Annotated in this window: 25 protein-coding genes; 2 read left to right on the top strand and 23 right to left on the bottom strand. The window is 69.0% G+C overall.

Annotation, left to right across the window (positions count from 1 at the left end; all coding sequences use genetic code 11):
• Positions 1–47: 47 nt before the first annotated feature.
• From ACK5NO_RS12145 to rimM, 9 genes are all read right to left on the bottom strand, one after another.
• Entirely contained in the window at positions 48–1397 is a 1350-nt protein-coding gene (locus ACK5NO_RS12145) for an MFS transporter (RefSeq protein WP_416812945.1), read from the bottom strand.
• On the bottom strand, positions 1394–2011 hold the full coding sequence (locus ACK5NO_RS12140; protein WP_416812944.1) for an ArsR/SmtB family transcription factor: 618 nt from the start codon (positions 2009–2011) through the stop codon (positions 1394–1396). The genes ACK5NO_RS12145 and ACK5NO_RS12140 overlap by 4 nt, the downstream gene beginning before the upstream one ends.
• 247 nt (positions 2012–2258) lie before the next feature.
• Positions 2259–3989 (bottom strand): MDR family MFS transporter, encoded by a 1731-nt coding sequence (locus tag ACK5NO_RS12135; RefSeq protein WP_416812943.1) that lies wholly within the window; start codon positions 3987–3989, stop codon positions 2259–2261.
• A gap of 84 nt (positions 3990–4073) precedes the next feature.
• Positions 4074–4397 (bottom strand): DUF2469 domain-containing protein, encoded by a 324-nt coding sequence (locus tag ACK5NO_RS12130; protein ID WP_416812942.1) that lies wholly within the window; start codon positions 4395–4397, stop codon positions 4074–4076.
• A gap of 48 nt (positions 4398–4445) precedes the next feature.
• Positions 4446–5129: a ribonuclease HII gene (locus ACK5NO_RS12125; RefSeq protein ID WP_416812941.1), complete on the bottom strand. Its 684-nt coding sequence runs from the start codon at positions 5127–5129 to the stop codon at positions 4446–4448.
• 3 nt (positions 5130–5132) lie between these two features.
• Positions 5133–5792, bottom strand: a complete 660-nt coding sequence (lepB, locus tag ACK5NO_RS12120; RefSeq protein WP_416812940.1) for a signal peptidase I — start codon at positions 5790–5792, stop codon at positions 5133–5135.
• Between the two features lie 58 nt (positions 5793–5850).
• Entirely contained in the window at positions 5851–6198 is a 348-nt protein-coding gene (gene rplS, locus ACK5NO_RS12115) for a 50S ribosomal protein L19 (RefSeq protein ID WP_416812939.1), read from the bottom strand.
• Positions 6199–6413: 215 nt separating this feature from the next.
• Positions 6414–7097 (bottom strand): tRNA (guanosine(37)-N1)-methyltransferase TrmD, encoded by a 684-nt coding sequence (gene trmD / locus ACK5NO_RS12110; RefSeq protein WP_416812938.1) that lies wholly within the window; start codon positions 7095–7097, stop codon positions 6414–6416.
• Positions 7094–7627, bottom strand: a complete 534-nt coding sequence (gene rimM / locus ACK5NO_RS12105; protein WP_416812937.1) for a ribosome maturation factor RimM — start codon at positions 7625–7627, stop codon at positions 7094–7096. Before rimM ends, trmD begins: the two co-directional genes overlap by 4 nt.
• Before the next feature lie 198 nt (positions 7628–7825).
• On the opposite strand from rimM, the gene ACK5NO_RS12100 reads away from it, so the two are divergent.
• Positions 7826–8248 (top strand): hypothetical protein, encoded by a 423-nt coding sequence (locus tag ACK5NO_RS12100; RefSeq protein WP_416812936.1) that lies wholly within the window; start codon positions 7826–7828, stop codon positions 8246–8248.
• Positions 8249–8309: 61 nt separating this feature from the next.
• On the opposite strand, the gene ACK5NO_RS12095 is transcribed toward ACK5NO_RS12100, so the two are convergent.
• From ACK5NO_RS12095 to ACK5NO_RS12035, 13 genes are all read right to left on the bottom strand, one after another.
• Entirely contained in the window at positions 8310–8540 is a 231-nt protein-coding gene (locus ACK5NO_RS12095) for a KH domain-containing protein (RefSeq protein ID WP_416812935.1), read from the bottom strand.
• Between the two features lie 2 nt (positions 8541–8542).
• Positions 8543–9040 (bottom strand): 30S ribosomal protein S16, encoded by a 498-nt coding sequence (gene rpsP, locus ACK5NO_RS12090; RefSeq protein WP_416812934.1) that lies wholly within the window; start codon positions 9038–9040, stop codon positions 8543–8545.
• Between the two features lie 154 nt (positions 9041–9194).
• A complete protein-coding gene (locus tag ACK5NO_RS12085) occupies positions 9195–9827 on the bottom strand; it encodes a hypothetical protein (protein ID WP_416812933.1) in 633 nt (210 codons plus the stop codon).
• A gap of 101 nt (positions 9828–9928) precedes the next feature.
• Positions 9929–10717: an FAD:protein FMN transferase gene (locus ACK5NO_RS12080; RefSeq protein ID WP_416812932.1), complete on the bottom strand. Its 789-nt coding sequence runs from the start codon at positions 10715–10717 to the stop codon at positions 9929–9931.
• The gene (locus ACK5NO_RS12075) at positions 10714–11172 is read right to left on the bottom strand and encodes an FMN-binding protein (RefSeq protein WP_416812931.1); all 459 of its coding nucleotides are present in this window, start codon (positions 11170–11172) and stop codon (positions 10714–10716) included. The genes ACK5NO_RS12080 and ACK5NO_RS12075 overlap by 4 nt, the downstream gene beginning before the upstream one ends.
• Before the next feature lie 4 nt (positions 11173–11176).
• On the bottom strand, positions 11177–12538 hold the full coding sequence (locus tag ACK5NO_RS12070; protein WP_416812930.1) for a ferric reductase-like transmembrane domain-containing protein: 1362 nt from the start codon (positions 12536–12538) through the stop codon (positions 11177–11179).
• A gap of 108 nt (positions 12539–12646) precedes the next feature.
• Positions 12647–13738, bottom strand: coding sequence for an amidohydrolase family protein (locus tag ACK5NO_RS12065; protein WP_416812929.1), 1092 nt, complete (start codon positions 13736–13738; stop codon positions 12647–12649).
• A gap of 8 nt (positions 13739–13746) precedes the next feature.
• On the bottom strand, positions 13747–15342 hold the full coding sequence (gene ffh / locus ACK5NO_RS12060) for a signal recognition particle protein (RefSeq protein ID WP_416812928.1): 1596 nt from the start codon (positions 15340–15342) through the stop codon (positions 13747–13749).
• A gap of 129 nt (positions 15343–15471) precedes the next feature.
• The gene (locus tag ACK5NO_RS12055) at positions 15472–17277 is read right to left on the bottom strand and encodes an HD domain-containing protein (RefSeq protein WP_416812927.1); all 1806 of its coding nucleotides are present in this window, start codon (positions 17275–17277) and stop codon (positions 15472–15474) included.
• A 17-nt stretch (positions 17278–17294) separates the two neighbouring features.
• Positions 17295–17633 carry a P-II family nitrogen regulator gene (locus tag ACK5NO_RS12050; protein WP_416812926.1) on the bottom strand — a complete coding sequence of 113 codons (339 nt, stop codon included), beginning with the start codon at positions 17631–17633 and terminating at the stop codon, positions 17295–17297.
• A 2-nt stretch (positions 17634–17635) separates the two neighbouring features.
• Positions 17636–18907, bottom strand: a complete 1272-nt coding sequence (locus ACK5NO_RS12045; RefSeq protein ID WP_416812925.1) for an ammonium transporter — start codon at positions 18905–18907, stop codon at positions 17636–17638.
• Between the two features lie 137 nt (positions 18908–19044).
• The gene (gene ftsY / locus ACK5NO_RS12040; RefSeq protein ID WP_416812924.1) at positions 19045–20175 is read right to left on the bottom strand and encodes a signal recognition particle-docking protein FtsY; all 1131 of its coding nucleotides are present in this window, start codon (positions 20173–20175) and stop codon (positions 19045–19047) included.
• Positions 20176–20216: 41 nt separating this feature from the next.
• Positions 20217–20585 carry a hypothetical protein gene (locus ACK5NO_RS12035; RefSeq protein ID WP_416812923.1) on the bottom strand — a complete coding sequence of 123 codons (369 nt, stop codon included), beginning with the start codon at positions 20583–20585 and terminating at the stop codon, positions 20217–20219.
• A gap of 147 nt (positions 20586–20732) precedes the next feature.
• Here ACK5NO_RS12035 and ACK5NO_RS12030 point away from each other — a divergent pair, with 147 nt between their 5' ends.
• Positions 20733–21992, top strand: coding sequence for a hypothetical protein (locus ACK5NO_RS12030; protein WP_416812922.1), 1260 nt, complete (start codon positions 20733–20735; stop codon positions 21990–21992).
• Here the strand turns inward: ACK5NO_RS12030 and smc are convergent.
• The gene (gene smc, locus ACK5NO_RS12025; protein ID WP_416812921.1) at positions 21982–25542 is read right to left on the bottom strand and encodes a chromosome segregation protein SMC; all 3561 of its coding nucleotides are present in this window, start codon (positions 25540–25542) and stop codon (positions 21982–21984) included. The two genes, ACK5NO_RS12030 and smc, sit on opposite strands and share 11 nt — an antisense overlap.
• Positions 25543–25575: the final 33 nt, after the last annotated feature.

The following is a 25575-nucleotide window of genomic DNA, read 5'->3' as shown; positions in this document are numbered from 1 at the left end:
GGGGAGAAGCCCGCATCGGCCCTGCCTGGGGATGCTCTGTAGCGCCGTCAGGCGCGACGGACAGGCTCCGCCACGAGCGCATCGGCCGCATCGGTGACCACGACCGGACTGCCGTCAGGGTCGACGCCGGGCGCCACGGCCACGACAGCACTCGCGATGGCCTCCTCGGGGGTGCTCTCGTCGTCGGCCGGCATCTGCGCATCGGCAGACAGCAGCAGGCGGGCGGCGACGATCGTCACCACCAGCGCCCCCGCCCCTCCGACGATGTACGGCAACTGGAGATCGACGCGACCGAGCACACCACCCAGCAGCGTCGCAATGGGGAACAACCCCCACGAGACCGTGCGCGCGGCTCCGATCACGCGTCCCAGCAACTCACCAGGCACGATCGCCTGACGCAAGGAGCCCCAGGGGACGTTCCAACAGGCGATCCCGAACGCACTCACGGCATAGGCCGCGACCGCGAGCCACGCGTTGGGGGCAAAGCCCACGCCGACCAGGCCCAGGCCGCCCAACGCCGACCCCATGAGCAGCACCCGGCCCCTACCCATCGCGGCCACCAGCATCCCCGCGGTCAGGGCGCCCACCAGCCCACCGAGCCCCACGCCTGCGGTCACCACGCCGATGAGCTGCGCCGTCACGCCGAATCGCTCGACGAACAACAGGATGGTAATGGACTGCGCAATCGCCAGGAACGATCCCACGAACGACGTCACGATCACCATCGAGCGCAAGTAGCGGTGGTTCCACAAGAACCGCATGGCGACGCTCAGCGGCACAGGGGCAGGCCTGTCCGCCGACGCTCCATGGGCCCGCGCGGCCGCTACCGGCAAGCTGAGCGCGAGGAGTCCCGCGATCAAGTACCCCAACCCGCCCACGATCAACGGCACCACCATGGCGACCGCGAACAACACCCCCGAGATGGGCGTGGCGATGAACTGGTCCACACCCACCTGCGCGGCCTGGATGCGGCCGTTGGCCTTGTCGAGACCCGACCGCGATACAAGGGACGGCAACACCGCGTTGGTGGCGTTGTCGAAGAGCGTCTCCCCCATGCCGAAGACGATGGTCGCGATCGCGAGCACCACGATGCTGAGGTGTCCTGTCGCGATCGCGAGCGCCACCCCCGCCGCGGCGACCACGCGCATGAGGTTTGCCGCGGCCATCGCGTGACGCCGGTCAACGTGGTCGACGATCATCCCCGCCGGGAGCCCAAACAGCAACCAGGGCAGGTATGCCAACGCCGTCAGGACCGAGATCGCGATCGGGTCACTCGTGAGCGTGACGGCGGTGAGAGGGATGGCCACGCGGGCGATCCCGTCGGCAAGATTGGAGCCCAGGGCGGCGGACCATAGCCGGCCAAACCCCGCTCCCATTCGTGGTGCGTGGGTACTCATGACGGTTCCTCCGAGTGTTCGGCAGGGGTCGGCCCCTCAACACCGACGACCGGGAAAAGGTTGAAGTGCAGGGCGACGGTTCGCGCGCCCGCGGGCTCGTCGCGGCCGCGCAGCGGACCCACGACGTCGTCGATCGCCTGTTGAAAGCGAGTGGCGATCTCGAGCATCTCCTCGCGGGTGAGTCGCATGCGAGCCGACAGCATGTGGGAGGCATCCACCCAATCGGCACCAAACTCCTCCCCGCCGCTACGCAGGAAGGCGTCGACGTGGCGGGCCCTGAGGTCCGCCATCTGGCGCGAGACGTGGATGGCGGCATTGCGCGCCACCACATCGTCGCGGACATCCTTGGCGGCAATGGTGAGCCCGCCGGGGACAATCCGCCACCAGCGCTCACGCCCCGTGCCGCGGCTGCTGTCCTGCTCGATCAGACCGTGGCGCGCGAGTTGGCGCAGGTGGTAGCTGGTTGCTCCGGACGACTCCCCCAGACGTTCGGCCAGCATGCTCGCGGTGGCGGAGCCGCCCATGGCGAGTTGGTCTAGCAGGTCCACCCGCAGGGGGTGGGTGAGCGCTTTGAGTGCGGTGGCATCGATGTGACGCTGGGGTACCGAGGACATGCCCTCACGCTACGCTTGCAAAGGTTTCTTTGCAACACTTTCTTTGCAGAGTTTTGTTTGCGGCATGTGGGTGCGCGCGGCCGATGCGCGGGCCGGGACTCGTAGGGCGGCGCGGCGTGAGCATCACTTGCCTCGTTCGCCCCCCGCGCGCTCATCCGTAGGCGCCACTTGCCTCGTTCGCCCCCCGCGCGCTGATCCGTAGGCGCCACTTGCCTCCTGGGAGGGGGGAGTGCGACGCCAGGCACCCTCAGTTCGGCTGGTCTCCCCTGGCTCGACGTAGGTCGAGTTCCACGGTCGACACCTCCGCGTCGATGACGCCGATACGTTCGTACAGGTCCGCACGCTCCTGCTCGAGCAGCTCGACCTTCTCCTCACCCGTGAGCGGCGAGGAGTAGTCAGACTCCAGGCGCCCATCCCAGTCGAGTTGCTCGCCTAGCGCCTTGCCGGGATCCGGTTCCTGATCCGTCCGGCTCACGGTGGTGCGCAGCGGCACCTCCTTGACGAACAGCAACAGCACAAAGGCGAACAGCGTCAGTGGGGCGATCCAGCCGAGCACCGGCGCGAGCGCATCGTTGTAGGAGCTCACGACGATGTCGTGGTACGGATCGGGCAGGCCTGCGACCAACTCAGGAGTGATGGAGTTGAAGTCGACCCCCGAGGATTCCACTGCATCCGCCGGAAGACGATGCGACAACAACGCCGTGAGGCGACCAGTGAACACCGAACCCACCAAGGCCGCGCCCAGCGTTGCGCCGATCTGGCGGAAGTAGTTGTTGGCCGCCGTGGCGGTGCCCACCACCGTGAGCGGGAAGGTGTTCTGCACCACCAGCACGAGGTTCTGCAGCACCATGCCCAGACCGAGCCCCAGCAGCGCGAGGTACAGGCACGTGAGCCACAGCGACTCGTCGTAGACCATCGTGGACATCAGCAGCAGCGCGACAGTGACGATGCCGACGCCCAGCAGCAGCAGTCGCTTGTATCGACCCGTGCGGGTCACGATCCGGCCGGCCACCACGGAGGTGAGAACCTGGGTCGCCGCGAGCGGAACGATCAGCAGGCCAGCCACCGTCGCGTTCACGCCCGTAACCATCTGCATGTAGGTGGGCATGTACGTGATGGTGCCGAACATCGCGATGCCGACCATGAGGCCTGCGATGGTGGTGAGCACAAAGTTGCGGCGGCGGAACAGCGCGATGGGCAGCACAGGCTCCTTCGCGCGGCGCTCGACAAAGACCAGGCCCACGGCCGAGGCCACCGTCACCGCGAGCAGCACGATAATCATGGGCGAGATCCACGCGTACTCGTGCCCGCCCCACGTGGTCGCGAGCACCAGGCAGGTGGTCGCGACGGCGAGCAGTGTCATGCCCGCCACATCCGGCACCACCTTGGCCCGGTCGAACTTTGGCGGATGCAGGAAGAACAGCACAGAGGCGACCGCCACCAGACCCATCGGCACGTTGATCCACAGGCACCACTGCCAGCCGATGCTCTCGGTGAACCACCCACCCAGCAGCGGCCCCAGCACGCTAGACAGCGCGAACACCGAGCCCAGCACTCCCATGTAGCGGCCGCGTTCGCGGGCAGGGATCACGTCCGCGATGATCGCCTGCGCCAGCACCATGAGACCACCGCCACCCACACCCTGGATGGCACGGCCGAGGATCAGTCCGGGCATGCTGTCGGCGAGCGCGCCCACGACGGAACCGGCCATGAAGATGCCGATTGCGATCAGCAGCAAGCCCTTGCGTCCCACAAGGTCGCCGAACTTGCCGTAGATGGGCATCATGATGGTCGCCGCGAGAATGTACGCCGTCGTAACCCACAGCATCAGGTCCACGCCGCCCAATTCGCCCACGATCGTCGGCAGAGCCGTGGCGAACATGGTCTGGTCCAGGGCAGACAGCAGCATGGCCGTCATCAGACCGATGAACATGGGGACTATCCCGCTACGGCGGTCAACCTCGGTGGCGGCACTCATACGCCCACGTTATCTGCGCACTCCCCGCTACGCTTGATACCCGCCTCGACGGCTTTCAGCCGGCCGGCGCGCGCGTGATACCCGTCAGCGCGCGCGCAACTGGCGAATGTCGGGCATCGAGTCGTCCTGCGCGAGTTCCTCGATGTTGACGTCCTTGAACGTCACGACCCGCACGTGCTTGACGAGCCTCGCCGAGCGGTACACGTCCCACACCCACGCGTCGCTCATGGTGACCTCGAAGTAGACGTCACCGCCAGAGGCCTTGACCTGCAGGTCGACCTTGTTGCACAGGTAGAAGCGACGCTCGGTCTCGACCACGTACTGGAACAGGCCCACCACGTCGCGGTACTCGCGATACAGGGCCAGCTCGGCGTCGGTCTCGTAGTTCTCCAGGTCCTCACTGCTCACCGGACCATCATCCTCGTTCCGCCAACGGGCCGCGACTCGCCGCGCCGGTCACGCCGGCTCGTGTGCGGGCAAGGACCACGAGCGCCGGTGCTCATCGGTGGCGCCGAGCCTGCGCAGTGCTTCCAGATGGCCCGCCGCGCCGTAGCCCTTGTTGCCCGCCCAGCCGTACTCGGGGTGGCGCAGGTGGGCATCGGCCATCAGCGCGTCTCGTTCGACCTTCGCGAGCACCGAGCCCGCGGCGATCGAGGCGCACAGGGAGTCGCCCTTGATGACCATCGTCACCGGCGGCGCCGGGGGCCCCGGCAGCAGGGCCGATGCGCCAGTTGAGTCCCCGAACAACGTCGCCGGGGGCGGCGTCAGCCAGTCATGTTTGCCGTCGAGCAGCACGGCGTCAACGTGAACGCCACCGTCGGCGATCGCCGCCAGGGCTCGCATGCCAGCCAGGCGCAACGCCCCCACGATCCCCACCGCATCGATCTCCGCCGGCGAGGCGTGCGCGACGGCGCGTGCCACGCCGTACTCAGCCAGCGCATCGGCCATGCTGAGCCTGCGCGCGGGGGTCAGTTCCTTGGAATCGGCAAGGCCGACGGGCCAGTCCTCACGGCGTGACAGCGCGCATACCCCCACCGTGACGGGGCCGGCGAGCGCTCCCCTGCCGACCTCATCGATGCCAGCCACCACGCGGGCGCCCGCGTCCCACAGCACAGCCTCGTGCTCGAGCGAAACGGCCACCGGCTACTCCTGAACCGAGTCGGGGTCCTCGTAGGGGTTGGTGAACGCGTGGAAGTGATTCAGGGGCCACACGGTGGCGAAGGTCGTGCCCACGATCGACGAGATCGGCACCGAGCCGCCGCCGGGATCACCCAGGTGCGCGCGAGAGTCGGCGCTGCGGGGGCGGTTGTCGCCCATGACCCAGATGTAGCCCTCGGGCACCTCGGCCGTGAACTCGAAGTCCGAGGGGTTAACTCCGTCGGGAAGGTACGTCTCGTCGAGCGGTTCGCCGTCGATGGTGAGGCGGCCCTCGGCATCGCAGCACACCACGGTCTCGCCCGGCAGTCCCACGACACGCTTGACCAGGTGCTCGCCCGCGTCCTCGGGCAGCAACCCGGTAAAGGTCAGCACGTTCTTGCCGAACGTCTCGAGGGCCGTGTCATCCGAGGTGTCAACCGGACCGAGCCAGCCGGCGGTGTCCTTGAACACGACGATGTCACCACGGCGCAGGTCCAGGGGGCCGGGCCGCCACTTGGTGACGAGGATCCGGTCGTTCTTCTGGAGGGTGGGGTCCATCGACTCCGACGGAATCCAGAACGACTGGAAGAAGAAGGTCTTCAGCAGCAGCGACAGAGCAAGCGCGCTGATGAGGATGATGAGGAGCTCCTTGGTGTAGCCCCACATACGAGCACCGGCGGACGGCTTGGAGCCGCCCGCCGGTGCTTCGGAGATGTTGCTGATCTCAGTTCTCGCGCTTCTCGCGGATACGCGCGGCCTTGCCGCGACGCTCGCGGAGGTAGTACAGCTTCGCGCGACGAACGTCGCCACGGCTGACCAGCTCGATGTGGTCGATCGTGGGGGTGTGCACCGGGTAGGTGCGCTCGACTCCCACGCCGAACGAGATCTTGCGGACGGTGAAGGTCTCGCCAATGCCCTTGCCCTGACGGCCGAGCACGACGCCCTGGAACACCTGAATACGCGAACGGGTACCTTCGATGACCTTCACGTGCACCTTGACGGTGTCACCGGCGCGGAACGCCGGAACGTCATCGCGGAGCTGGCCCGCGGTGATGTGGTCAAGCTTCTGCATGACTCTTTCTCCTCGCACACGCCACAGGTCCTGCACGATATCTGCCTTGCGGCATTCGGTGATTGCTGTGCGTCGCGGGCTGTGCTCAACCCCCTGTGGCAGGTCTGAGCGCCGCGCGCACCGAAGAGCAATTATGCCACACGGGCCTGCGCCAGCCCAGCCCCGCGTGGCGCTTCGCGACAGCGCGCGCGTCTGACGACGGTATGGGCCGAGCGTCAGTCAGGGAGCAGATCCGGGCGGCGTGCGCGCGTGCGCTCGAGCTGTTGCTCGTGACGCCACTCGGCCACGCGTCCGTGGTGGCCGCTGAGCAACACCGGGGGGACGTCGAGCCCGCGCCACGAGGCTGGTCGCGTGTACGACGGGTACTCGAGCAGCCCGTCGGAGTGCGACTCCTCGACGATCGACTGCGCGTTGCCCATGAAGCCCGGGATCAGCCGCGTGACGGCCTCGATCATCGCGACCGCGGCCACCTCTCCCCCGTTGAGCACGTAGTCGCCGAGCGAGACCTCGGTGACCCGGTAGCCCTCGCTCGCGTAGTGCTCGGCCACACGCGCATCGATGCCCTCGTAGCGTCCGCACGCGAACACGAGCTGTGGCTCCTGGGCCAACGAGGCCGCCATGGCCTGAGTGAACGGCACGCCAGCGGGGCTGGGCACGATGAGGTGCGCGCCAGGCTGCATGACGTCATCGAGCGCGGCGCCCCACACATCGGCCTTCATGACCATGCCGGCGCCGCCACCAAAGGGCGCGTCGTCGACGGTGCCGTGCACGTCGTGCGTCCAGTCGCGCAGTTGATGCACGCGGGCGTCAACGAGTTCGCGTTGGCGCGCCTTGCCCAGCAGCGACACGTCGAGCACCCCGAAGAACTCGGGGAAGATGGTGATGACGTCGATTCTCATGCGTGCGTCTCGCCGGTTTCCTCGGCGCTCTCGCCTGCCAGCAGGCCGTACGGTGGTGTCACGATGACCGTGCCTGCCTCGATGTCGACCTCGGGCACGAACTCCTCGACGAACGGGATCATCGCGCGGTGGCCGCCGGGCTGCTTGACCACGAGCAGGTCCTGGGCGGGCATGCTGAGCAGGTCCACCACCTCGCCCACGTGCTCGCCGTCGGGGCGCACCGCGGTCAGGCCCACCAGCTCGTGGACGTACCAGGCGTCGTCCTCGTCAGACTCGTCGCCGTCGAGCACCAGCTCGACCCCGCGCGCGGCCTCGGCCGCGTCACGATGGGTGATCTCGTCAAAGCGCAGGTACCAGCGGCCCGCCTGAGTGCGGACGTTCGTGATGGTCAGCGGACCGGCCGATGCGGGTTCAGTTTCGTACTGCTCTCCCGGGACCAGTCGGTCCTCGGGGATATCGGTGCGGAGCTCGACGCTCACCTCACCCTTGAGTCCGTGGGCGCGGCCGATGCGGGCAACGGTCAGTTTCATGTCTCAAGGCTACGGGCCCGCCGCACCGCGGCGCGCCGTCGTGACGGCTGAAGCCCACACCGCGACGGTGCGGCGGTGCGCATCGTCGATGTCCACCGCCACGATCACGGACCCGAGGACCACGGCGATGGCGGTGAGCGCGAGGAGGCAGCGGCGAGTAGCGTGGGCCCCGCACCACCCCGACGACGGGAGGACACCATGACTACTGCACGCCAAGGCGTAGGCAACATGCCGGTGGGCGTCGCCATCATCGGGATGCTCACGCTTCTGAATGGCGTCGCGACCCTCGTCATCGGCTCGCTGTGGCTGTGGCTGTCAGCCGACGCGACGGACATGGGCGGCGAAGGCATGACCACCGATCAAGCCCAGGCGCTCGGCTGGACCGCGGTCGCCGCAGGCGTCCTGACCGTACTCGTCGGCATCGGCCTGCTACGTGGCTCGCGGTTGGCGCGGTTCCTGGTGATGACCCTCATGGTGCTGCGCATCGGCATCGATGTATTCGCGCTGCTGTGGATCGACGGCTACCCGTGGGTCCAGGGCGCCGTGGCGATTCTGTGGGCCGGAGTCATCATCGGCATGCTCACCACTCGCCGGGCCAGCCTTTACTTCATGCAACGCTGACATGCGACAGGGCCCCCACCGCTCCATGAGCGGTGGGGGCCCTGTGCTGCGTCGTGGCGGCTTAGGCCACGTCGACGATGTTGACCCGGACGTCGTCACGCGAGATCGCGTCGACCACGGTGCGGATCGCTGTCGCGGTGCGGCCACGGCGGCCGATCACGCGCGGCAGGTCGTCAGGGTGGACCACCACGTTGAGGGTGGCTCCACGACGGCCGGAGCGCTCAGTGACCGTCACGTCGTCCGGGTTGCGGACGATGCTCTTGACCAGGAACTCCAGCGCGTCGACGACCATGCTTACTTCTCCTCAGCGCTTTCGCCCTCGGCGGCCTCGGGGGCCTCCTCAGCAGCAGCCTCGGCGGACTCGTCCGCAGCAGCGGCCTCGGCCTTCGCGGCCTCCTCAGCCTCCTGCTTGGCCTTCTCGGCGGCAGCGGCCTTCTCCGCCTTGAGTTTCTCGGCGGCGTCGGCGGTGGCCTTGATCTGGTCCTCGGGCGAGAGCTTGCCCGCGGGGGTCTCGACGACGTTCTTCGCGTCCTTGTCACCCTTGTAGGTGCCCCAGTCGCCCGTAAGGGTCAGCAGCTTCTGGACCTGCTCGGTGGGCTGGGCGCCCACGGAAAGCCAGTACTGCGCGCGCTCAGAGTCGATCTCGATGAGCGAGGGGTTGGACAGCGGGTGGTACTTGCCGATCTCCTCGATCGCGCGACCGTCGCGCTTGGCGCGGCTGTCGATCACGATGACACGGTAGAACGGGGCGCGCTTCTTACCAAAGCGCTTCAGGCGAATCTTCACAGCCATGGCTGTACTCCTTGTGTATTCGGTGTGAGTCGGCTCGCATCACCCGGGGAAATCAGGTGCGGTTGCTGACAAGACGAATAGCCGCCTCGGGTAGAGGGCCGGGACGACCAGCGACCCATTGTGCCAGAGACCACGCCCGCAGAGCAAAGCAGGCTCAGCTGGGCTGAGCGCCCTGAGTCGCTGGCTGCACAATCTCGTCCACTTGACCGTCGACGATCCGCAGCCACACACCCACGTGAGTTCCCACCTCGTCGGGGTCAAGTGAGCGTTGTGCCGCGTGCGGACCCACGGGCTCCCAGTTCTTGTGTTCGAGACGGATCTGGGTGGACTCACTCACGCGCATGGAGCGTTCTTCGATCACGTCGTTGACCACCACATAGCTGCTGGGGTCGTCGCTTTCGGCCTGCGCAAACGCGGCGTACTGATCGGTGCCTTGCGCATAGACGCACGCGAGGTCGACCGTGACGCCGTGCACGGAGTAGTCGGTGACGATGCCGTACCAGTCGCCGTCCGTGAGAGGCTCTCCCTCGGCGGCGTGACAGCCGGCACCCAAGGTGCCATCCGCATCGGCCGTGCCGTCCATCGCGATGAGCTCACTGAGCGCCGCAGCGGACGGCTGGGGCGAGGGGCTGACGGTGCTGGCCGCGAGCACGGTGGCGGTGTCGTGCGCGGCCGCGTCTGCCCCACCCAGATCGGGAAGGAGCGGCCCCGCGGACGTGGCGCAGCCCGCGCACACGAGCGCGCCAGCGAGCACCATCGCTCGCCGAGTTGCCATCTTCGATGCCATCGAGGTCTCCTCGGCCATGCCGTTTCCGGTCACAGTAGCGCACGTCCTGTGACCGCACACAAGTCCCAGGTCCCAACTGTCCGATTTGTGACAACAGCCACTCAGCCGATCACCGACCACGCCGCCGTCGCACTCGCACGCACTGAGCCGTCGACCACCCGCATGGCGAGCACCGCAAGGCCGTCCGCTTCCGCCTTGCGCAGGGTTCGTTTGCCTCCCGCGAGCACGGCGGTAGCCCACGCGTCGCACTTCACAAGGTCGTCTCCGGCGACGCTCACCTGCGAAAAGTACTGAGCCGGAGCCCGTGAGAACGGGTCCCACACGTGCCCCTGTCGGTGCGCATGGCCCGAGGTGGCGATCGCGCTCATCCCACGGCCAAGCACGATCCGGCGCATCGTGGCAGCCTGGGGTCCCGGTTCTTCGCGCGGGTCGGCAATGCCGATGCGCCAGCCGCCTTCCGCGGGCCCTCGCCCTGATGCCGTCGCGTCTCCCCCGCAACCCCAGAGCCAGCCGCCTGCGCCCAGGAGCCCCAGCCGCCAGCGCACGCGCTCCATCGCCCAGGTCTTGACGATCCCCGTGGGGTCCAGTAGACCGTCTGGGCCACGCGCATCGAACGCGCCGTCGGTTTCGTCTCGAAAGCGCTCGCACAGGTCGAGCACCTCCACCACGAGGGCGGGCGCGTCGGCCACCGTCGCCTGCCCGCGGCGCAGCCGCGAGATCCACGAGTCGTCGCGCCAGGTGGAGAAGGTGGAGTCGACCCACTCGAGGTCCTTCGCCACCTGCGCCATCACCGCGTCGAGCGTGTCCTCGCGTACGCCGCCATGGACGTCAAGGGTGAAGTCCATGGCCATCGCGGTGACGGAGCGGCGCACCGTCTGCGCGCGCGTCACAGGCCCGCGTCGTCGAACGCCGCCTGGGCCGACTCGGCGATGGCCGGCGAGGTGTAGCTCGCCCCAGAGACGTACTCGATGTCGCCCGATTGTGCCTCGATGATGCGCTCCTCGAGGACGGGCAGCGCCATGTCATTGACCCTGACGGACTCCGCTGCGGACGTGCCCGCCACGGGAAACTCCACGTCGGTGACGACGCCGTCCGTGATGTGGAGTCGCACCTGGTAGTCACCCCGCGGGTTGCTCACGATGGGCCCATCGACCACCCTCACATCGCCCGACTCTTGGGCAGTTGCGGTGTCGGTCGCTTCCGGGCCCGCCGTGGGAGCGACGGTCCCGTCGCCCTCGGCGCCGGCAGGGCCGGGGGTCACCACCGGGTCGGGTGCGGCGGACACGCCGGCACCCACAATGACAGCCGATGCGCCCGCCACCATCCATGCTCGTGTCGCCTTCATCGCCTCACCATCCAAACTCTTCGCGCCGCACGGCCGTACGCGCAATGCCCGCAGCGAGCGCATCGGCCTCGACCGCGAGCGCCCACGGGCGCGGGCCACAGATGTACACCTCGGCTTGCGCGACGTCGTCGACGAAGTCGGCGAGCACACCACCTTGCGCGGTCGTGCCCCAGCCGGCACCGCGGGAGCCCAGCAGCACGTGGAGGTCGGCGCCCCTCGCGGCGGCGACCGCCTCCACCTCCTCCAGCAGCGGCGCCTCCTGTCGCGAGCGAGCCCGGACAATGACGGTGATGCGATCCCCCGCATCGGCCGCCTCGAGCATGGCGAGCACGGGCGTGATGCCAATGCCCGCGCACACGAGCACCAGGTGCTCGCGGGTGCGAGTCGCGTGGGTAAACACGCCGAGCGGCCCTTCCACGACCACGCGGGTGCCCGGTGCGAGGGCGCGCAGCCGTGCCGAGCCGTCGCCCGAGGGCTTGACGGTGATGCGCAAGCGGTCACCGGGGGCTGCGGACAGCGAGTACGGATGGGCCTGGCCGCGCAGTCCGGGCGCAAGGAAGCGCCACAGGAAGAACTGGCCGGCGCTTGCGCGCAACCGAGCGATGTCGCGCCCCTCGATCAACACAGATGTGGAACCGTCGGGCGCGATCTCGACGCTCGCGACGCGAAGCTGGTGCCGTGCGGCAAGCACCGCGGGACGCGCCAGGCGGAACATCACGAACGAACCGATCGACACCGTCCACAGCACGGCCCAGAACCACCAGGCAAACCCACCTGAGCGGAAGGTCGAGCCCTCAAGGAACTGGTGGGGAACGGCGGCGGCCACACCGACGTAGACCAGCAGGTGGACGGCGTGCCAGCGCTCGTAGCGCCAGCGCAGACGCACCGCCGTCAGCGACGTGAGCAGCACGATGGCGAACGTCACGACCGCCACCTGCGCGAGCAGCATGAACCAGCCGTATTGCGGCCACGCCAGGAACTGGCCGATGGGGTCGCGGCCGTCGAACGCAGCATTGGCGACGGTGATGAGTACGGCGTGCACGAGCATGAGGATGATCGCGACCTTGCCGATCCGGGTGTGCGTCGCGATGGCGCGATCATGGCCGATGGCCCGCTCGACCCACGGTGCACGGGAGGCCAGCAGCACCTGCGTCATCATCAGCACGGCTGCGACGATTCCGAGCGCGCGGGCAAGCGTCGAGGTCCAGTCGGCGGCGCTGACGGATTGCAACCCTCCCGAGGCGATCATCAACGCAATGCCGCACGCGCACGCGAGCCACATCGCCGCCTCGAGGCCGTCGGCCCACCAACTGCGGCGCGCGGCGGCGCGGGCGCGGTCCACGCGCGGCGACGGGGTCAGGGTCACGGGTCTCCCAGGTGTCTCGTGCTGATCGGGGGCTCGGCTCGAGCGGTGTCAGTATCCCCCGGTTCGCCGGTGCCTGTCACCGCCGCCGGGGCAATCCGCAGGAAACTCTCAGGCGGCGCGGCCGGCCATGCGCTGACCGCGCAACACCACATGAGCGGGGTCGGTGAGTGCGCGGATGTCCTCGCGAGGGTCCTGGTCGTAGACCACGAGGTCCGCGCTCGCTCCCTCGGTGAGTGTCTGAGCACCCAGGAAGGCGCGGGCACGCCATGAGGCAGCGGCGACCACATCGGGTGCCGGGACGCCTGCTGCGACCATCTCAGCGGCCTCGCGCGGCAACAGTCCGTGGCCCAAGGTGCCACCCGCATCGGTCCCCACCAAGAGGGGGACGCCCAGCTCGTGGAAGGCGCGCACCTGCTCGTAGCGGCGAGCGTGCAAGCGCCGCATGCGTGCCGCGTAGGTGGGGAACTTCTGACCCGCGTCGGCGTAAGCCACGAAGTTGTCGACCTGCAGCAGGGTGGGCACCACGGGGATGCCACGCTCGGCCGCGATCCGCATGTGCTGCTCGGTCATGCCCGTGCCGTGCTCAATGGAGTCGATGCCCGCGTCGAGCAGCGGCGTCACTGCCTCCTCAAGGAAGGTGTGTGCCGTCGCGCGCGCTCCGAGTGCGTGGACCTCCGCGAGGGCATCAGCGAGCTGGTGCGGCTCCCACAGCGGCGCGAGGTCGCCCGCGTCACGGTCAATCCAGTCGGCGATGATCTTGATCCAGCCGTCGCCCTTGCGGGCCTCGTCGGCGGCGACCTCTGGCAGCTCCTGCGGCTCGATCTCGCGCGCGAAGTACCGGAGGTAACGCTTGGGACGGGCGATGAAGCGCGCCGAGCGGATGAGCCGCGGCATATCCTCGCGCTGCTGCACGAAGGAGGTATCGAGCGGCGAACCCGCGTCGCGAATCAGCAGCGTGCCAGCGTCCCTATCGACGGCCGCCTGCTTGAGCGCGAGCGACTCATCGACGGCTCCGCCAGAGTCGAGACCCACGTGACAGTGGACATCGACCAGCCCGGGCACCACCGTTCCGCTGAGCGTGGTGACGTCACCGCTGTGGCGGGGGCGCTCAAACGTGACCCGCCCGCCCAGGATCCAGGCCTCGCTGGCGACCAGCGCATCGTCCACCAGGACGGGGCCGGTGAGGTGAACGACGGCCATGGTGCCCCTTACTTGAAGTACTTGGACAGGTCGGCGTCGACGGCGCTCGGGTCGAAGTCGGGCTGGGGCTGGCCCAGGCCAAATGCGCTGCCGGGAGCTCCCTGCTGCGGGGCGGCCGTGCGATCCCGGGCGGCTGCCTCCTGCTGCGCACGCTTGGCGGGGTTGCCGGACTTGCCCTTGACCTTCTTGGGAGCAGCCTGCTTGCCGCGCGACTTCTTGCCGCCCGGCAATCCGCCCCACGCACCGGGGCCGCCACCCGCGCCAGGCATCTGCGGCATGCCGCCGCCGCGGGTCATGGCGCGCATCATCTTCTGTGCGTCCTCGAACCGCTTGACCAGGGAGTTGACGTCGGACACCTGGGTGCCGGAACCGGCGGCAATGCGCGAGCGGCGCGAGCCGTTGAGGATCTTGGGGTTGTCGCGCTCGGCGGGCGTCATCGACTGGACGATCGCCTCGATGCGCACCAGCTCACGCTCGTCGAAGTTGTCCAGTTGCTCGCGCATCTGACCCATGCCGGGCAGCATGCCCAGCATCTTCTTCATCGAACCCATGTTCTTGAGCTGCTGCATCTGGACCAGGAAGTCGGCGAGCGTGAAGTCCTCGCCCTTGGAGACCTTCTCCGCCATGCGAGCGGCCTCGGCCTGGTCAAAGCTGCGCTCGGCCTGCTCGATCAGGGTGAGGATGTCGCCCATGTCGAGGATGCGGCTGGCCATGCGGTCCGGGTGGAACACCTCGAACTCGTCGAGCTTTTCACCGGTGGACGCGAACAGGATGGGCTTGCCGGTGACCTCGCGCACGGACAGCGCCGCGCCACCACGCGTGTCGCCGTCGAGCTTGGTGAGCACCACGCCGGTGATGTTGACGCCCTGGTCGAAGGCCTGAGCCGTCGCGACCGCGTCCTGACCGATCATCGCGTCGATGACGAACAGGACCTCGTCGGGCTCGATGGCCTTGCGGATGTCCGCGGCCTGCTTCATGAGCTCCTGGTCAACACCCAGGCGGCCGGCGGTGTCGACGATGACCACCGAGTGCTGGCGCTGCTCGGCCTCCTTGAGGCCCTTCTTGGCGACCTTGACGGGGTTGCCCTTGACGCGCTCGCCCTCGCGAGTGACTCCGGGTTCGGGGGCGAACACGGGGACGCCCGCGCGCTCACCGACCACCTGGAGCTGGTTGACGGCGTTGGGGCGCTGGAGGTCAGCGGCCACCAGCAGCGGGGTGTGGCCCTGACCCTTCAGGTGGTGCGCGAGCTTGCCAGCGAGGGTGGTCTTACCGGCACCCTGCAGACCGGCCAGCATGATGACCGTGGGGCCGGTCTTCGCGTGCTTGAGGCTGCGAGCCTCGCCGCCGAGGATACTGACGAGTTCCTCGTTGACGATCTTGACGACCTGCTGGCCGGGGTTCAGCGCACCCGAGACCTCCGCGCCGAGCGCGCGTTCACGAATGTTGCCCGTGAAGGTGCGCACCACCGGCACGGCGACGTCAGCGTCGAGCAACGCGCGACGGATCTCGCGGATGGTGCCGTCGATGTCCGCCTCGGTGAGACGGCCCTTGCCGCGCAGGTTGCGGAAGGTCTCTGTCAGACGGTCGGAAAGGTTCGCGAACACAGGTGTCCCTTCGGGTGAAACGTGGGCTCTAGCCTACCGGCGCGCTCCCCACCCCTCCCCCTTCGCGTCAAATGGATCCATTTGACGGGTGGGGGGGGCGGCCCGCCAACCGAGCAAATGGATCCATTTTCACGGGGAGAGGGGGCGGGGCGACGGGACATCGGGGTCGGAGGGGAGGGAGCGGCGAGCGTTGGTCGTCAGGGTGTCGATGAGCGTCGCGCGCCACGTGGTCCACGCCTTGGGCCCGGCCGCGCGGGCATCGGCCTCGGTGAGCGCCCGGAGCGTCTCCAACAGATCGCGCCGATGCTCGACGGCCTCGAGCAGTGCCGTCACCGTACGCGGGTCGTTCGGATCCTCGGTGGTGGCGAGGCCCGCAAGGGTGAGGTGCTCGCGCACCAACAGCGTGAGGTCCGCGGTGACGGCGTCCTCGAGACCCAGCCGCGCACCGATCGCGGGGGTCAGCCGCGCACCGTCGACCGAGTGGTCGGTCGCGCCTGGTCGCTTGCCGATGTCGTGCAGCCACGCGGCCATGAGCAGCAGGTCGCCATCGGGCACATGCCGCCGATGCTTGCCCGCGAGCACCACCGCCTCGAGCATGTGACGGTCCACGGTGAACCGATGGACGGGGCTGCGCTGGGGGCGGTTGCGCACCCCCTCCCACTCGGGCACCCACGCCACTGCGAGCCCGTGCAGGTCCACGGCCTCCCACACCGGGATCAGGTGCTGGCTGCCGCGCAGCAGGTCCCGCAAGTGGGCGCGCGCTTGCGCGGGCCACGGCTCTGGCAGCGCGGGGGCGGCTTGCATCGCCACCAGCAGTTCGGGGGTGAAGGCCAGCCCGGTCGTGGCCGCCGTCGCTGCCGCCCGCAACGGCAACAGCGGGTCAGCTTGGGGGTCGCCGGCCGTGGCGAGCGCGAGTTCGCCGTCCACGTCGATGAGACCGTCGGCGACGTTGACGTGGCGTGGCGCCGCACGAAGCCGGCGGGCCTTCCAGGCTCGGGAGCCGATGCCCGCTCGCTCGAGCGAGCGACGCGCCCCACGCTCGGTGGTGTCGAGGGCGTAGGCGACCGTGCGCCCCGCCTCGGCGAGCGAAGCGAGCAGCTCGTCGGGGTGGTCGAAGCCGAGCATCGCCGCGACCTCGTCAGCGATGTGGCGACCCAGGACGTTGACCGACCGACCGGTGACCAGGTGGATCGCATCGCGCACGTCCTTGAGGTGATCGCCTGCGACGTCCACGGCGCCGTGAGGGCGGTCGGTGAGCCACGTCGCCGACAGCGCTGACAGGCTCATGTGGTCACGCAGCCCTCCGCGGGACTCCTTCAGGTGCGGCTCGATGAGGTAGGCCAACTCGCCATGCCGCTCCGCACGTACTCGAGAAGCGGCCAGCAGTTCGGGCAGGCGCTTGCGGGCCGCACCGCGCCAGTCTTGATAGATCGCCGCGCGCGCCTGCTGGGCGAGCGCCGCGTCCCCTGCGACGGGGTGAAGGTCGAGCAACCCGGCTGCGGCGGCCAGGTCCTTCGACGCGACCTGCCTGCACTCGGTGATCGAGCGCATCGAGTAGTCGAGCTCGAGCTTGGCGTCCCAGATGGGGTACCAGAGCCGCTGAGCGAGGTCGGCGACCTGCTGGGTCGTGTGCGTCACCCCGTCGTGAATGAGCACGAGGTCAAGGTCGGAGCACGGCCCAGCGTCGCCACGGCCGAGCGATCCGACGGCGCCGAGCGCCACGCCCTCGGCGGGCGGCTCCGAGGCCTCCCAGTGCTCGCGCAGCCGGGTAAGAATCAGTGCGGTGGTGGCGGCGCGGCGCTGGCTGCCGCTCGCCCCCGATGCGGTGAGATGCGCCGCCAGCGCGGCCCTCTCACGCTTGAGGTCCCGCACCCCGTGGGGGTGCGGGACCTCTGCGCGGGGGCCGTCAGGGTTGGCGCCCTGAGGTCCCTCCATGGATATGCGACTCCCGGTTAGAGGGCGTCCGCGCCGTGTTCGCCGGTGCGAACACGAGCGACGTCGTCCACGGGGACCGTCCAAACCTTGCCGTCGCCGATCTTGCCGGTCTGAGCGGCCGAGACGATTGCCTCGGTGACCGTCGCGGCGTCCGCGTCGTCCACCAGGACCTCGAGTCGGGTCTTGGGCACCAGGTCGACGGTGTATTCGGCACCGCGGTAGACCTCGGTGTGGCCCTTCTGGCGGCCGTAACCGGCGGCCTCGGAGACCGTGACGCCCTTGACGCCTGCGGCCTCGAGCGCGGCGCGGACCTCGTCCACACGGTGCGGCTGGATGATGGCAGTGACGAGCTTCATGGCTACTTCGCCTCCTCGTAGGCAGTCTCACCGTGCTCGGCGAGGTCGATGCCGGAGACTTCGACCTCCTCGGTCACGCGGAAACCGATGGTGTACTTGATGGCCAGTCCAATGATCAGCGTAGCCACAGCGGAGTACACGATCGTGATGGCAGCAGCGGCGGCCTGGGTGCCCAGCAGGGCGATGTCGCCGCCGTAGAACAGGCCAGCGTCGTCCTGGATCTTGCCGGAGGCGACGAGGCCGATGGCCAGCGTTCCCCACAGGCCCGAGACCAGGTGAACGCCCACGACGTCGAGCGAGTCGTCGTAGCCGAACTTGTACTTGAGGCCCACGGCGAGCGAGGACAGCACGCCCGCCACGAGGCCGATGATCATCGCGCCCAGCGGGTCCACCGAGGCACAGGCCGGAGTGATGGCGACCAGACCGGCAACCACACCGGAAGCGGCGCCGAGCGAGGTGGCCTTGCCGTCGCGGATCTTCTCGACGAGCAGCCAGCCCAGGATGCCCAGGGCGGTCGCGACGGTGGTGTTGAGCCACGCGGTCGCGGCGAAGTTGTCAGCGGCGAAGGCGGAGCCGGCGTTGAAGCCGAACCAACCGAACCACAGCAGGGCGGCACCCAGCATGACGAACGGCAGGTTGTGCGGGCGCATCGGCTCCTTGCCAAAGCCCTTGCGCACGCCCAGCAGGAGCGCCAGCACCAGGCCGGCCACACCGGCGTTGATGTGGACGACGGTGCCGCCCGCGAAGTCGTAAGGTCCGGGCAGCCCCGAGAACAGCGGGCCGTTGGGGCCGAGCAACGCGCTGAAGCCGTCGCCGTTGGGGTCCTGCTCGGCGGTGCCGGTGCCCCAGACCCAGTGCGCGACGGGCGAGTAGACGAGCACGACCCACAGGAAGGCGAAGACCAGCCAGGAGCTGAACTTCGCGCGGTCGGCGATCGAGCCCGAGATCAGGGCCACGGTAATGATCGCGAAGGTGGCACCGAAGGCCGCCGAGATGATGTCCATGGCCTCGCCGGAGGTGGCAACGCTCATCATCGCGAAGTCACCGAACGGGTTGCCGATGATGTTCCCGATCGAGTCCCCGCCGCTAGCGATGGAGTACCCGAAGAGCACCCAGGCGAAGGTTCCGACCGCCAGGGCGCCGAAGCTCATCATCATCATGTTGAGCACTGACTTGCCCCGCGACATGCCACCGTAGAAGAACGCCAGACCTGGCGTCATCAGGAGCACGAGCGACGCAGAGATCAGAAGCCAGGCAATGTTGCCGCTATCCATTCTGCTTCTCCTTGGTTGATTCCTCGCCCCCTCGGCGAGTCATCAGTCACCATTCCGCAGAAGTGTTGCCCCTGAAATGCCCTCGTGTTTCGCGACGGTTACAACAAAGGCGTCAGAGTAAAAGGTGTGTTGCGAGGCTACGAAGCGGAGCCCAGTAACCCGTCGACGAACTGCTCCACGTCGAACGGCGCGAGGTCGTCGGCGCCTTCTCCGAGCCCGATGAGTTTCACGGGCACACCCAGCTCACGCTGCACCGCCACGACGATGCCGCCCTTGGCGGTGCCGTCGAGCTTGGTGAGCACAATGCCGGTGACGTTCGCGACCTCGGCGAACACGCGCGCCTGAGTCAGTCCGTTCTGCCCGGTGGTCGCGTCGAGCACGAGCAACACCTCGACGGGCTCCTTGACCTTGGAGACCACGCGCACGATCTTGCCCAACTCGTCCATCAGGCCCGCCTTGTTCTGGAGGCGTCCGGCGGTGTCGACGAGCAGCACGTCCTTGCCCTCGTCACGGGCACGTCCGGCCGCCTCGAAAGCCACCGATGCGGGATCCGCACCCTCGCGGTCGGAACGCACCACGGGGACGCCCACGCGGGCACCCCAGGTCTCGAGCTGGTCGGCAGCGGCCGCACGGAAGGTGTCCGCGGCGGCCATCACGACCGAGTACTGCTCGGCGACGAGCACGCGCGCGACCTTGCCGACGGTCGTGGTCTTGCCCACGCCATTGACACCCACGACGACGACGGGCTCGTGAGCCCCCGTGCCGGGCGCCCCCAGCGCGAGCGAGCGGTCGAGGTCGGGATCGATGGCCTCGATGAGCACCTCGCGCAGCACCGCGCGCGGGTCGGCGTCGGGGTTGGCGCGCAGGCGCTCCTTGAGCGACACCAAAATCTGATCGGTCGCGCTCGAGCCGACATCGGCGAGCAGCAGCGTCTCCTCGAGCTCATCCCAGTCGTCGTCGCTGAGCTTGCCCTTCGACAGCAGGGCGAGCAGGCTCGCACCGAATCCGCCGCCCAGGCGACTACGCAGCCGGGCCAGGCGGGACTGGGGCGCCTCGGGCGCCTCGGCACCGCGTACGGCACTAGGGGCCGATGCGGGTGCTGAGGGCGCATCGGCCGTCACCGTGGGCGATGGCTCGCCCTGGGGACGGGGAGGCGCACCGCGCTTGGAGCGCGAGGCAATTGTCGCCCCCACGCCGCCGAGCACGGTGAGCGAGGCGACGATGACGACGACGAGATCGGCAGAGCCGGGGATCCAGGAGACGTCCATGGGTCCAGTGTGTCAGGTGAGTCGGAGGCGACCGTGTGCCGCTACTGGCGGACGAGTCCCAACTCTCCTGTGCGCGGGCTCTCGGAGACCTGCTCGCGCTGTTCCTTGAGTTCGTTCGCCTTGGCCTGCACGGCGTCGATGGCGTGCACCGTCGCATCGGCCGCCCACGTGACGGCGCGGGTTCCCGGCGCGGGGCGGTCGGGCACCGAGGCCACCTGGGACACGAGCGACCAGTCCACCTCTTGGCGAGGAACGTCGTCGAGGATCTCGTCGGCGGTGCGTCGGGGCCGCAGGCCAAGGACGAGCCGCGCAAGGTGTCGACCACGGCCCTCGGCGAGCAGCGCGACGACCATCACCAGCACGGCGAGGACGACGATGCCTGACAGCGGACCCACCATCGAAGAGAACACAACACTCCTTCAAGAAACGGACATTACGGACGCATTGTCTCCCGGCAAGGACCTCAGATTCCACTCAGACGGCATGACACCACCCCATCGGGCGCCGCACCCGGGAGTCGCGGCGGTGGGACCGTATCGAACGGTTACCCTCCCTGAATGGACAACGCACGAAGCCGCCCGCGGGGTTGGGTCTGGATCGTCACGGCCATCATCGCGGCGGGCGCTATTGGGGTCGCAGCCTCGCTGCTGATGGGCCCGAACGACGACCCCACGCCCGACCCAAGCGTGTCCCCGAGCGACGTCGGCGGCTGCGCGGGAATCGAAGCGGAGCGCATCGAACTCGACTCCCAAGTGGTCGAACCGGCCGCGCTCACGTGCTTCGAACTCGACGAGCGCGCGCAGGTGTCCGTCGGCGCCGCCGCACTCGAACCAGACTCCGTGATTGTCCTCACGGTGCTCGATGCCGACGGCGAGCCGCTCGGCACCGCTACCTCCGACGAGGCCTGGGACCCGCAGGTGAACCTCACCCTCGAGCCGGGCAGTTACCAGGTCGATGTGCGCGGCCCTGACGGCGACGAGCTTCCCTTCCTGATTTACACCGCCACCTTCCCGGCAGGCGACGAGCCCGACGTAGAGCCGACCGCGTCGGCCACCGCCGACCTCCCCCAGGCCAGCGCCTGCGGCGCAGACGTGCCAGAGGTCACGGACGGCTCCCCCGTGCGCGTCGACAGCGACAGCGCCACCGCGCATGCGTGCCTGATCGTCACCGAAAAGGTCTTCGCCAAGGTGGGGCTCGAGTCGGCCGACCCGTCCGACCCCGAGTCGCCCGACCTCCAACTCGGGCTGTATCAACCGGCGGACGACGACCGCGAGGCCACGCTCGTGCGCAGCGCCGACGACGTGATCGGGTTCGACCCTGAAATGTCCCTCACTCTCGAGCCCGGCACCTACATGCTCGAGGCCAGCGCCTGGTATGCCTCGTCCCCAGGCACCTTCGAGTTCTACGTCGACACCGACGGCGACCTGTTCCGCCACGGCGAGGTCACCGCGGTCCACGCGGGCCTCACCCCCGACACCTGCTCCGACGCGCCCCAGCTCGCGGTCAACGAGGCCATGACAGTGACCGGCGAGGGCACCTACCTGTGCGTCGAGGTCCCCGAGACGGCACGCCTGGTGATGGACGCCGCGAGCCTGACCGACCAGCACCTCTCGATCGAGGTCATCGGCTTCGACGGCGGGTCAGCGCCGTTCCGCCTGACCTGGGCCGACGGCAACCCCGACGTCACCGCGCTGGCGAACTTCGATCCGCATATCGACCAGGTGATCCCCGCGGGAACGTGGCTGCTCGCGGTGGCGGGCTACGACGGATCGGTGGCGGCCGACTACGACGTGCAGGTCAGCACCCTTACGCGCTGACCTCATCGCGCAGGCGCTGACTGATCACCGTGGTGACGCCGTCGCCGCGCATCGTCACGCCGTAGAGCGCATCGGCGATCTCCATGGTGCGCTTTTGGTGGGTGATGACGATGAGCTGGCTGTCTTCTTGAAGCTCGGTGAAGATCTCGAGCAGGCGCCCAAGGTTGGCGTCGTCGAGCGCCGCCTCGACCTCGTCCATGACGTAGAACGGGCTGGGCCGGGCCTTGAAGATCGCGACGAGCATCGCGACCGCGGTCAGTGAGCGCTCGCCGCCCGACAGCAGCGACAAGCGCTTGACCTTCTTGCCCGCGGGGCGCGCCTCGACCTCGATGCCGGTTTCGAGCATGTTCTTGGGGTCCGTGAGCACCAGGGCCCCTTCGCCCCCAGGGAACAGGCGCGGGAAGATGCGGTCGAACTCCCGCTTGGTGTCCTCAAAGGCCTCCGCGAAGATCACCTCGACGCGCTCGTCGATCTCCTTGACGATCGCCATGAGGTCCTCGCGCGACTTCTTGATGTCGCTCAGCTGCGTCTGGAGGAAGGTGTGGCGCTCCTCGAGCGCGGCGAACTCCTCGAGCGCGAGGGGGTTGACCTGGCCGAGTTGACGCATCTCGCGCTCAGCGGTGCGCAGGCGCTTCTCCTGGCGCTCGCGCACGTAGGGCTCGGTGGGCCGCTCCCCCGTCTCGGGGTCGGGCTCCGCCGCCGTGAGCGGCACGAACAGGTGCGGTCCATACTCGTCGACCAGCTGCGTGGGGTCCATCGACAGCTCGTCGACGGCGCGCTGTTCGAGTTGCTCCAAGCGCACCTTCTGCTGCGCGCGCGCCACCTCGTCGCGATGCGCGTCGTCGGTCAGGCGGCGGTGCTCGTCGGCGTGCTGCTCGACCAGTTGGCGCACGTCGGACAGTTCGGAGGTGCGCTCGGCGCGAGAGGCCTCCGCCGCGGCCCTCGCGTCGTCGGCCTTGGCGACGGAGACGTCGATGGCGGCGAGCGCATCGGCCGCTCCCGCGATGACCTCGCGCGCGGCCTGAGCCTGGCGCTCGCGGCGCTTGGCGGCCTGCTCGGCGCGGGCCCTGGCGTCGCGCTCGGCGGCCACGGCACGCTCGAGTGACTCAGCACGGCCGGCGAGGGCACGGGCGCGCTCCTCGACCGTGCGCAGGGCGAGGCGAGCCTCGGTCTCCTTGGCGCGCGCCGTGCGGGCGCTCACCTCGTCCTCGTCGCGGCGCTCCTGGGCGTCCTTGGTGTCGGACTCGGTCTGCTCAGGCTCGGCCTGGGCGGCGCTCAAGCGCTCCGCGAGGTTGGCGAGTTCCTCCGACTGCGCCGCCATGCGCTCCTGGGCGGCCACGATCTGACTCTGGAGGCGCTCGCCGTCCTCGCGTGCCGCGCGCGCGGACGCGCCCAGGTGTCCCAGTTGCTCGGCGACCGCGGACATGCGGGCATCGGACTCGTTGAGGCGTTCGAGCGTGAGCTCAAAACGGGCACGGGCCTGAGCCTCGCGCTCCTGAGCGGTGCGGATCTCGAAGGAGGTCTGCTCGACGGTCGTCACCGCGGCGTCGCGCTTGGCCTTCGCCTCGTCGTGCGCGGCCTGCATGTGCAGCACGCTGGGAGCGTCGCCTGCGCCACCGGAGGCGTTCTGGACGCCCAGCAGGTCTCCACGGCGCGTGACCGCCACGACCTCCCGGTGCGAGGCCACCACGGTGCGCGCAGCGGCGAGGTCGTCGACCACCGCGACGCCGGACAAGAACGACCGCACGGTGTCGATGATGCCCGTAGGCCCGGTCACCAGGTCGGAGGCCCACTCGGCCCCCGCCGGCAGCGCCACCTGCGGGTTGTTCACCGTCGCCGTGGGGTCCGCCACCAGGAACCAGGAGCGCCCTGCGTCCTCGTCGCGCAGCCAGCGGATCGCGTCGACCGCGTCCTCGACGGAGTCCACCGCGAGCGCATCCGCGAGTCCTCCGAGCGCGGCGGCGATCGCGTCTTCGGCGTCGCCGGACACCTCGATCAGGGCGGCAACGGTGCCGCGCACGGACCGCGAGCCAGACGCCAGCAGCGCGCCCGCCCCGTCCTTGCGGGTAAGGGACATGTCGAGCGCCTCGACGCGCGCGGCCCACGTGTCGCGCTCGCGCATCGCCGTGTTGAGGGCGTCCTTGAGTACTTCGAGCGCCGCCTTGGCGCTGTCCCACTCCTCGGTGGCGGCTTCGTGGGCGTCGTCGAGGTCTTCCTCGCCCGCCTCCACGGTCGCGACCTGGGTCTCGAGGTGCTGGAACTCGGTCGTCGCCTGGTGGGCCCGGCGCTCGGCGTCGGTCAGCGCCTCCCGCAGGCGGCCAATCTCCGCCTCGGCTGCCTCGACCCGCGAACGGCGAGCGGCCACGTCTCCGGCCAGGCGCGCGACGCCTTCGCGGCGATCGGCCACCGAGCGCAGCAGATTGGCCAGGTGCTTTTCCGACTCGTACGCGACGTCCTCGGCGTCGCGCCTGGCCTGTTCGGCGGCTTCGAGCCCGGCCGATGCTTGGGTCACCTCGGCATCGAGCTCCACCTTGGCGGCGCGGGCACGTTCGAGCTGCTCGTCGAGGTCCACCAGATCGGTGGGCGGCGCCTCTTGCGTCGCGTTGCCCAGCAGCCGCAGGCGCTCTTCCGCGAGCCCCGAGAGGTTGCGCAGCCGCTCGCGGATGGCACTCAAGCGGTAGTAGGTGTCGTTGGCCTTGGTGAGGGCGGGGGTGGCGTCGGCGGCCACGCGCTCGAGTTCGGCTAGCCGACCGCGGGCCTCCGCAAGCGCCTTCTCGACCTGGGCCTTGCGCTCGTTCAGCGCGGTCTCGTCGGCGTGCTCCTGCTCGAGCTGTGCCTGCAACTGCGCAAGGTCGTCGGCCAGCAGGCGCGCGCGAGCGTCACGCAGGTCGATCTGGATGCGCTGCGCCGCCCTGGCAACCTCGGCCTGCTTACCCAGCGGGCCCAACTGGCGGCGAATCTCGGCGGTGAGGTCCTGCACGCGCGTGAGGTTGCCCTGCATCGCGTCGAGCTTGCGCAGGGCCTTCTCTTTGCGCCTACGGTGCTTGAGGATGCCGGCGGCCTCCTCGATGAAGTGCCGGCGCTCCTCGGGCGTGGCGCGCAGCACCGCGTCGAGCTGGCCCTGGCCCACGATTACGTGCATCTCGCGGCCCAGGCCCGAGTCGCTCAGCAGTTCCTGAATGTCGAGCAGTCGGCAACTCGAGCCGTTGATCGCGTATTCCGAGCCGCCCGACCGGAACAGCGTGCGGGTGATGGTGACCTCGGTGTAGTCGATCGGCAGGGCACCGTCGGTGTTGTCGATCGTGAGGGACACCTCGGCGCGGCCCAGCGGCGCGCGGCCGGACGTACCAGCAAAGATGACGTCGTCCATCTTGCCGCCGCGCAGCGTCTTCGCGCCCTGCTCACCCATCACCCAGGCAAGCGCATCGACCACGTTGGACTTGCCCGAGCCATTGGGCCCGACCACACAGGTCACGCCAGGCTCGAAGTCCAGGGTGGTGGCGGACGCGAACGACTTGAAGCCGCGGAGCGTCAGCGTCTTGAGATGCACGGCCCTCAGCCTAGGGCAGTGATGCCGTGATGA

This window comes from Demequina sp. (genome assembly GCF_047975725.1).
Classification (GTDB): Bacteria; Actinomycetota; Actinomycetes; order Actinomycetales; family Demequinaceae; genus Demequina.
Note: the sequence above shows the minus strand (reverse complement) of the source record. Positions and strands in the feature narration are given on the sequence as shown.